Origin of the sequence: Pseudomonas sp. (assembly GCF_036387035.1) — a bacterium.
Classification (GTDB): Bacteria; Pseudomonadota; Gammaproteobacteria; order Pseudomonadales; family Pseudomonadaceae; genus Aquipseudomonas.
This window is the reverse complement of record NZ_DASVUM010000048.1, coordinates 1-7,840: the sequence shown is the minus strand read 5'-3', so window position 1 is coordinate 7,840 and position 7,840 is coordinate 1. Positions and strand designations below refer to the sequence as shown.

The 7,840-nt window shown below is 61.4% G+C and carries 9 protein-coding genes and 1 pseudogene; 1 reads left to right on the top strand and 9 read right to left on the bottom strand.

Annotated elements, in window-relative coordinates; genetic code table 11:
* On the bottom strand, positions 1-1,112 hold a 1,112-nt coding region (locus VF672_RS04515; protein ID WP_331101910.1), incomplete at its 3' end, for a PilT/PilU family type 4a pilus ATPase.
* A gap of 219 nt (positions 1,113-1,331) precedes the next feature.
* On the opposite strand from VF672_RS04515, the gene VF672_RS04510 reads away from it, so the two are divergent.
* Positions 1,332-1,607 (top strand): peptidylprolyl isomerase, encoded by a 276-nt coding sequence (locus tag VF672_RS04510; RefSeq protein WP_037009819.1) that lies wholly within the window; start codon positions 1,332-1,334, stop codon positions 1,605-1,607.
* Positions 1,608-1,929: 322 nt separating this feature from the next.
* Here the strand turns inward: VF672_RS04510 and VF672_RS04505 are convergent, their stop codons facing one another.
* From VF672_RS04505 to VF672_RS04470, 8 genes and pseudogenes are all read right to left on the bottom strand, one after another.
* Positions 1,930-2,871, bottom strand: a complete 942-nt coding sequence (locus tag VF672_RS04505; RefSeq protein ID WP_331101901.1) for a sugar kinase — start codon at positions 2,869-2,871, stop codon at positions 1,930-1,932.
* A 12-nt stretch (positions 2,872-2,883) separates the two neighbouring features.
* On the bottom strand, positions 2,884-4,089 hold the full coding sequence (locus VF672_RS04500; protein WP_331101899.1) for an amino acid deaminase: 1,206 nt from the start codon (positions 4,087-4,089) through the stop codon (positions 2,884-2,886).
* Positions 4,090-4,133: 44 nt separating this feature from the next.
* Complete coding sequence (locus VF672_RS04495) at positions 4,134-4,898, bottom strand: IclR family transcriptional regulator (RefSeq protein ID WP_331101897.1); 765 nt, start codon at positions 4,896-4,898, stop codon at positions 4,134-4,136.
* A 160-nt stretch (positions 4,899-5,058) separates the two neighbouring features.
* Positions 5,059-5,445 carry a RidA family protein gene (locus VF672_RS04490; RefSeq protein ID WP_331101895.1) on the bottom strand — a complete coding sequence of 129 codons (387 nt, stop codon included), beginning with the start codon at positions 5,443-5,445 and terminating at the stop codon, positions 5,059-5,061.
* A gap of 24 nt (positions 5,446-5,469) precedes the next feature.
* Complete coding sequence (locus tag VF672_RS04485) at positions 5,470-6,261, bottom strand: amino acid ABC transporter ATP-binding protein (protein WP_331101892.1); 792 nt, start codon at positions 6,259-6,261, stop codon at positions 5,470-5,472.
* Entirely contained in the window at positions 6,258-6,920 is a 663-nt protein-coding gene (locus tag VF672_RS04480) for an amino acid ABC transporter permease (protein WP_331101890.1), read from the bottom strand. Before VF672_RS04480 ends, VF672_RS04485 begins: the two co-directional genes overlap by 4 nt.
* A gap of 11 nt (positions 6,921-6,931) precedes the next feature.
* Positions 6,932-7,594: an amino acid ABC transporter permease gene (locus VF672_RS04475; RefSeq protein WP_331101888.1), complete on the bottom strand. Its 663-nt coding sequence runs from the start codon at positions 7,592-7,594 to the stop codon at positions 6,932-6,934.
* A 72-nt stretch (positions 7,595-7,666) separates the two neighbouring features.
* Positions 7,667-7,840: pseudogene (locus tag VF672_RS04470) on the bottom strand (ABC transporter substrate-binding protein); the annotation flags it as partial.

The window sequence follows — 7,840 nt, the reverse complement described above, 5'->3', positions numbered from 1 at the left end:
TGCGCCGCCGGTTGCGGGGCGCGCGGTGCGGTGACGATGGTCGACGGCCCGTTCTCGCTGTGCAGTTTCAGGCGCAGGCGCACGTTGTTGGCCGAGTCGGCGTTCTTCAGGGCTTCGTCTTCGGTGATCGCGCCCTCCACTGCCAGGTCATACAGCGCATTGTCGAAGGTCTGCATGCCGAGGTTGGTAGACTTTTCCATGATGCCTTTGAGCTCGGTCAGCTCGTTGCGGTGGATCAGGTCGCGAATCGTCGGCGAGCCCAGCATCACCTCCACCGCCGCGCGGCGCTTGCCGTCGGTGGTCTTGACCAGCCGTTGCGAGACGAACGCCTTGAGGTTGTTGCCCAGGTCATGCAACAGCTGCGGCCGACGCTCTTCGGGGAAAAAATTGATGATGCGGTCCAGCGCCTGGTTGGCGTTGTTGGCGTGCAGCGTCGAGATCGCCAAGTGGCCGGTGTCGGCGAACGCCAGCGCGTGCTCCATGGTCTCGCGGTCGCGGATTTCACCGATCAGGATCACGTCCGGCGCCTGACGCAGGGTGTTCTTCAGCGCGGCATGGAAGCTGCGGGTATCGACGCCCACTTCGCGCTGATTGATGATCGAGCGCTTGTGCTTGTGGATGAACTCCACCGGGTCTTCGATGGTGATGATATGGCCGCTGGCGTGGCGGTTGCGGTGATCGATCAGTGCAGCCAGCGACGTCGATTTGCCGGAGCCGGTGGCGCCTACGAACAGCACCAGGCCGTGTTTCTCCATGATCACATCAAGCAGCACCGGCGGCAGGTGCAGGTCTTCGAACTTGGGGATGTCGAGCTTGATGTTACGGGCCACAATCGATACTTCGTTACGCTGCTTGAAGATATTGATCCGGAACCGGCCGACACCGGACAGGGAAAACGCCAGATTCATCTCCAGATCACGCTCGAAATCCACGCGCTGCTCAGCGTCCATGATGGCGTTGGCGATCAGGGCGACGTCACCGGGTTTGAACGCTTCAGTGCCCAGCGGCTTGAGCACGCCGTTGAACTTGGCGCAGGGGGGCGCTCCCGTGGACAGGTAAAGGTCTGATCCATCCTGGGTGGCAAGCACCTTCAACAACGCCGGAAAATCCATAAGGCAACACCGCACAAGAAGTTTGAGGAGACTGCAGGCCAACAGTGTGTCGACCTTCGGCCGGTTTTAACGTTCTGCCTCTTTAACGGCCGAAGCCGGTCGGGCATGACCCTGTCGTGAGCCATCTGCACGTTCGTCCGGTCCAGGTCAGGGAAATTACCGGAAATCCGGCGGCAAAGGCATAATGCGCGGCTTTTTTATCGAGATGTCCGATTCATCATGAAAGCCCAAGCCCGCCACATTCTGGTCAAAACCGCTGAAGAAGCCGAGCAACTGAAGCAACGCATTGCCAAGGGCGAGGCGTTTGACGTGCTGGCGAAGAAATATTCGACGTGCCCGAGCGGCAAGCGCGGCGGAGACCTGGGCGAAGTGCGACCGGGCCAGATGGTCGGCGCGATTGACCAAGTGATCTTCAAAAAGCCGTTACGCACGGTTCACGGTCCGGTCAAAAGCAAATTCGGGTATCACCTGGTGCAAGTGTTTTATCGCGATTGAGCGGTACAGCCAAAACTTTGCAGCGATCTTACGGGCCCCTTCCCGGCTGAAGCCGGTCCCACTAAAGCATGGCGTGCATTCAGTGGGATGGGTGGTGAGGGCCAGCTGGAGAAACGCGGACCCCTTGTGGGACCGCCTTCAGCCGGGAAGAGGCCCGAATGCACACCCTCGATTTCGCGGGGTGACACCTGACGCCTTCCCGGCTAAAGCCGGTCCTACAAGGGGTCTGCATTCCTTCAGCCAATCCCACTGAACGCGCGATTCGTTAGTAGGACCGGCTTCAGCCGGGAAGAGGCCGGTGGGCACGCCATCAGTTTCTGGTTCAGACCGGCATCACGCTGCGCGGGATCAACGCGCCCGGGTGCTGGATCACCAGACTGGCCAGTTGATGCCCGGCATCGGCCGCATCTTGCGGACTGCCGCCGCGCAAACGTCGGGCCAGGTAAGCCGCGCTGAACGAGTCCCCCGCCGCCGTGGTATCCACCACCTTTTGCACCGCATGGGCAGGCACTTCATGACGCCGGTCGTCGACACTGATCAGGCAGCTCTGCGCACCCCGCTTGACCACCACCTCGCTGACGCCGAGCGTCCGATAAGCCTCAAGAATCTGATCGCTGTCGGTGTAATCGAACAACGCCTGCTCGTCCTCCTCAGTCAACAGCGCCAGATCCACTTCGTGCATGACCGCGCGGTAGGCCTGCCGCGCCTGCTCGACACTGCGCCACAAACGCGGGCGGTAATTGTTGTCGAACACCACACGCGCACCTCGGTCGCGGGCATCGCCCAGCGTTGACAACAGCCGCGCCCTGCCCGTCTCCCCCAGCACCGCCAGGGTGATGCCGCTGAAATACAGGACGTCGTAATCCGGCAGCGCGGCCAACACCGGCTCTGCCGCCGGCGTGGTGAAGCATTCACGCACCGCGGCCTCGTTGCGCCAGTAAAGAAAGCGACGCTCGCCGTTGGCATCAGTCTGAATGCAATACAGCCCTGGCAGCTTTCCCGGCAGACGCTGCACACGGCTCAGACCAATGCCTTCGTCCTTCCAGACCTGGCACATCGCGTCGCTGAAGCTGTCGTCGCCCAACGCCGTGACGTAGTCGACCTGCGACGCCGAACCCAGCAGGCGAGACAAGTACACCGCGGTGTTCAACGTGTCGCCGCCGAAGCTCTGCTTGAGCGCGCCGCTGGCGTGCTGTTGCAGCTCGATCATGCATTCGCCGATCAGCGCGACGCGGGGATAGCTGTGACTGACCATTTCACTCATTGCAGGCTCCTGTCAGAAGCAGGTATCGAAGGATTCAATGACGCACAGGTCCTCGCCGACGAGGCAGCCAGTGCGCCATTTATCGAACGTCAGGCAGGGGTGCGAAGTGCCGAACGAAATGATATCGCCCACCTTCAGCTCGCAACCGGGCGCCACGGTCATGAACGCATGCTGGTCCATCACCGCCGTCACCGTACAGGCGCTGACGTCCACGCCGTCCGCCGGCACCACCCCTGGTGCATAGCGCTTGAGCGGGTTGGGCATGCCAGCATCAAATGCCACATCGCGCTTGCCCATGGCAATCACCGCGAAGCCCGGCTCCGGCATCGACTGCACGTGGGCCCAGACCTCGAGCGCCGGCCTCAACCCCTCGTTCAGGTCATGGCGGCGGTCGAGCACGCAGCACTGCGCCTCTTTGTAGATGCCGTGGTCGTGAACCACGTAACTGCCGGGACGCAGCACGCTGAGGAAGCGCTCGCGCACTTGCTGCTTGTCGAATTCTTCAGCGATCAGGTCGTACCAGGCCGAACCCGAGGCGGTGACGATCGGCCGCTCCAGCGCAAACGCGCCCTTGTCCTGCAGGGTCACGGCCAGTCGTACCAGCGATGTGGCGAACGCGCGAATGCCACTCACCGCCTGATCGCCATGAATCACGCCCTCGTAACCTTCGATGCCGGTGAGCTTCAGCGCCGGTTGCGCGGCGATGGCGTCGGCCAGAGCCATGACCTCGGCTTCGCTGCGACAGCCGCAACGTCCACCGACCACCCCGTACTCGATCATCACATTCAGGTGAAGGCCCTTGGCGGCGAAGAACTCGCCCAGCGCCTTGACGTTGTCCGGATGATCGACCATGCAGTGAAAATCGAACATCGTGTCCGTGAGCATCTCGGCGATGATCGCCATGTTTGGCGCGCCAACCAACTGGTTGGCCATCAGCACCCGGCGCACCCCATGGGCGTAGGCCGCGCGGCTCTGCACCGCCGTCGCCAGGGTCATGCCCCACGCGCCGTGCTGCAATTGCCGCAGGAACAACGCCGGAACCATGCTGGTCTTGCCATGGGGCGCCAGCTCGGCGCCGCTGTCGCTGACGAACTTCTGCATCCAGCGCAGGTTGTGCTCAAGCGCCTTGTCGTGGATGACCAGCGCGGGCAGGCTGACGTCACGCACCAGGTGGTCGCCGGGTTGCGTGGCGCCTTTTTCAATCGCGGCAATGCTCATCTCTGTTCTCCTGAATTTTTTGTTCGTGTGTACGTACGGCAACGCTATTCGATGACACGCCGGGCCAGGCCGTTGGCGCTGTCGATCAGCACGCGCCGGTAGTGGTCGTAATGCGCGGTGGCGTCGGCGCGCGGGGCGACGATGCACAGGGTCGCGATGCAAATGCCCTGCTTGTCCCGCACCGGCGCGGCAAAGCAATGGGTGAAGGTGTCGGCGATGCTGTCGAAGGAAAAAAAGCCATCGTCGTGCGCCTTGCGGATCTGCGCCAGAAACGTCTCAACGGGCAGACGCTTGCCGTCCGGGAGGATGAAGTCCTCGTCGTCGATAAGGTCGATGATCGCCTGGTCGGTGAGATGCCCGAGCAGCAAACGCCCCGAAGCCGTCCATGGAATCGGTGCGTCCTCACCGATGTCGGACGAAATCCGGAAATGCCGTGCGCCTTCTTTCATCAACGCGACGGTGTATTTGCGGCCGTTGAGCAGGCACATCTGTGCTGTTTCCCGGGTCTGCTCGACGATTTCACCCAAGCTGACTTCCGCCTCGCGGGTGAAATCGAAATGGCGCAGATGCGCTTGCCCGAGAAAGTAAAGCTGGCGGCCCAGATAGACGTGACCGTCTTTGCCAACGGTCTCCAGAATGCGCCGCTCCAGCAACGCACTGACCAGTTCATACACCGTCGATTTAGGGCTGCCGATGCCGCTGGCAATCTCGTTGGGCCGCAATGGCGTACCCTTTTCCTTGAGGTAATCGAGAATATCGAACGCCCGGTCCAAACCACGGGCCCGGCGTTTGATGGTGTCTTCGGTCATGGGAGCAGCTCCAAGCTAAACGGCGCGAATGCGAAAAGCGCCTTCAGCCTTCAAAAGTGGTGGTGGCAATTGAGCTGCAAGCTGGAAGCTTAAAGCGGCAACCGTCTGATCACCGCTGTATCGACTTGCAGCTTGCAGCTTAAAGCTTGCCGCTGCGCCTTTACTTCTTCTTATAAGCGATGCAATCGATCTCGACCTTGCAGTCGACCATCATGCTGGCCTGCACACAGGCGCGGGCCGGTGCGTGTTCCGGCGAGAAGTACTCGCCGAATACCTTGTTGAAACTCCAGAAATCACGCGGGTCTTCCAGCCAGACGCCGACGCGCACGACGTCTTCCAGGCCATAACCGGCCTCGGTCAGAATCGCCACCAGGTTGTGCATGGTTTTATGGGTTTGCTCGACGATCCCGCCGTTGATGATCTCACCGTTTTCAGCCGGCACCTGACCCGACACATGCAGCCAGCCGTCGGCTTCAACGGCGCGGGCGAAAGGACGTGGCTGGCCGCCACCTGCGGTACTGCCGGCACCGTAACGAGTAATGCTCATGAAAATCTCCTTTGATTGAGCGTTTTAGAATCGAATATTCTTGAGGAATTCAGCCAGACGCGCTGACTTGGGTTGTTCGAACAATGCCTTGGGCGGGCCCTGTTCTTCAATGCGGCCCTGGTTCATGAACACGATCTGGTCCGACACTTCATAAGCGAAGCGCATCTCGTGGGTCACCAGCAGCATGGTCATCCCCTCCTCCGCCAGGCCTTTAATCACGCTGAGCACCTCACCCACCAGCTCCGGGTCCAGCGCCGAGGTGACCTCGTCGAACAGCATCAGGCTGGGGTTCATCGCAATCGCTCGGGCAATCGCCACCCGCTGCTGCTGGCCACCGGACAACTGGCCAGGAAAATGATTACGCCGCTCCAGCAGGCCGACCCGCTCCAGCCACTTTTCGGCCAGCGCGATGGCTTGATCCCTAGGTAGTTTCTTTACCTTGAGCAAGCCGAGGGTGACGTTCTGCAGGGCGGTGAGGTGCGGGAATAGGTTGAACTGCTGGAACGCCATCCCGGTCATCGCCCGGTGTTGCGCGATGCGCTTTTCCGGATGGCGCACGCGCTTGCCATTGACGTCGCTGTAGCCGATGTCCTGGCCTTCGAGACGAATGTGCCCGCCCTGAAATTCTTCCAGCAGGTTGACGCAACGCAGCAGCGTGGTTTTGCCCGAGCCGCTGGAGCCGATCAACGTGACCACGTTGCCCTTGTTCATCTTCAGGTCGACGCCCTTGAGCACTTCGACCGGGCCATAGGATTTGCGCAGCCCTTCGATGCTCAGCAGAGCCGGAGGGGCCGTCGCGGTTTGAGTCTGTGTCATGGCAAGGCCACCCGTTTTTCGATTTGCCGCCCAAGAAGCTCGATGGCGTAGTTGATGACGAAGAAGAGAAAGCCGGCGAACAGGTAAAACTCCAGGGTCATGAAGTTGCGCGCGATGACTTGCTGGGTGCTCAGGAGCAGCTCGGCAACGCCGATCACCGACAGCAGGGTCGAGGCCTTGACGATCTCCGTGGATGAATTGACCCAGGTCGGCAATATCTGCCGCAACGCCTGGGGCAGCAGCACATAGGCGAGGGACTGGCCAAACGTCAGGCCGATGGCCTTGCCGGCTTCCAGCTGCCCGCGCGGAATGGCCTGCAATGCACCGCGCACGATTTCGGCGACGTGCGAGCCGCAAAACAGCGTGAGGCCCAGCGCACCGGCCTGAAACGCGCCGATCTGCCAGCCCAGTGCCGGCGCCATATAGAAGCAGGCCAGCACCAGCACAAACACTGGCGTACCGCGTATCAGGTCGACGTAAGCGCGAAACGGCAGGCGTGCCCACACGTTGCCATAGGTCAGGATCAGCCCGGTAAACACGCCAATCACCGTGCCGAACACGATGGCCAGGCCGGCACACTGCACGCTGGTGAGAAAGCCCGCCCACAGCGCCTCGCGGGCGATCCATAATTCGTGCAACCAACTGGGTTGTTCGTACATGGTCGGGCCTCCTAGCGGCGAATCGCCAAGCGCTGCTCGAGGTAACGCAGCAGCATGGCGATGAGGTAACAGGCCGCGACGTACAGCGCCGTGGTCACCAGCCAGGTTTCAATCACCCGGTAGCTCTCGACGTTGATCTTGCGCGCGTAATACGTGAGTTCCGGCACGGCAATGGCGGCGGCCAGTGAGGTGTCCTTGAACAGCGAAATGAAGTTATTCGACAGCGCTGGCAGCACGTTACGCAGCATCACCGGGACGACGATGTAAGCGCGCACCTGCCATTCGCCGAGCCCGATCGCCAGGCCCGCCTCGCGCTGGCCCTTGTGAATGCTCAGCAGGCCGGCGCGGAACACCTCGGTCAGGTACGCCCCGGCATACAGTGACAGCGTGACGATGAACGACGGGATTTTGTCCAGGCGGATGCCCAGGCTCGGCATGGCGAAGTAGATCAACAGGATCAGCACCAGAATCGGCGTGTTGCGCACCACGGTGACGTAAATCGACGCGACCAGACGCAACGCCCGGTAACGCGACAGCATCGCGAACGCCGCCATCATGCCGATGACGCACCCGATGGCGATGGAAATCAGGGCCAGCTCAAGGCCCAGCCCCAGCCCCGCCAGCAGGCTGGGAAAATCCCGCCAGACCGCTGCAAAATTCAGCTGATAATTCATGCTCGACAGCCCCTGGGACGGGACGGCACCGTGGCCGCCCTCGCCCCTTCAGTGATTCACGCCAGCGGCGGGTTATTTGTATTCCATCGGGAAACCGATCGCAGGGGTCGGCAGGTCCACGCCGAACCATTTTTTGAACGACTCGGCATACATCGGGAATTCAACCCCGGTCATGGCTTCATGCAGGGCAGTGTTGACGAAGTTCAGCCAGTCCTGATCGCCCCGTTTGACGGCGCACGCATAGGT

Bases quoted from the DNA above. Each gene is read 5' to 3' on its own strand.
- VF672_RS04490 (WP_331101895.1), bottom strand. From the start codon at position 5,445: ATGAGCATTACTCGTTACGGTGCCGGCAGTACCGCAGGTGGCGGCCAG.
- VF672_RS04510 (WP_037009819.1), top strand. From the start codon at position 1,332: ATGAAAGCCCAAGCCCGCCACATTCTGGTCAAAACCGCTGAAGAAGCC.
- VF672_RS04485 (WP_331101892.1), bottom strand. From the start codon at position 6,261: ATGACACAGACTCAAACCGCGACGGCCCCTCCGGCTCTGCTGAGCATC.
- VF672_RS04500 (WP_331101899.1), bottom strand. From the start codon at position 4,089: ATGAGCATTGCCGCGATTGAAAAAGGCGCCACGCAACCCGGCGACCAC.
- VF672_RS04480 (WP_331101890.1), bottom strand. From the start codon at position 6,920: ATGTACGAACAACCCAGTTGGTTGCACGAATTATGGATCGCCCGCGAG.
- VF672_RS04475 (WP_331101888.1), bottom strand. From the start codon at position 7,594: ATGAATTATCAGCTGAATTTTGCAGCGGTCTGGCGGGATTTTCCCAGC.
- VF672_RS04505 (WP_331101901.1), bottom strand. From the start codon at position 2,871: ATGAGTGAAATGGTCAGTCACAGCTATCCCCGCGTCGCGCTGATCGGC.
- VF672_RS04495 (WP_331101897.1), bottom strand. From the start codon at position 4,898: ATGACCGAAGACACCATCAAACGCCGGGCCCGTGGTTTGGACCGGGCG.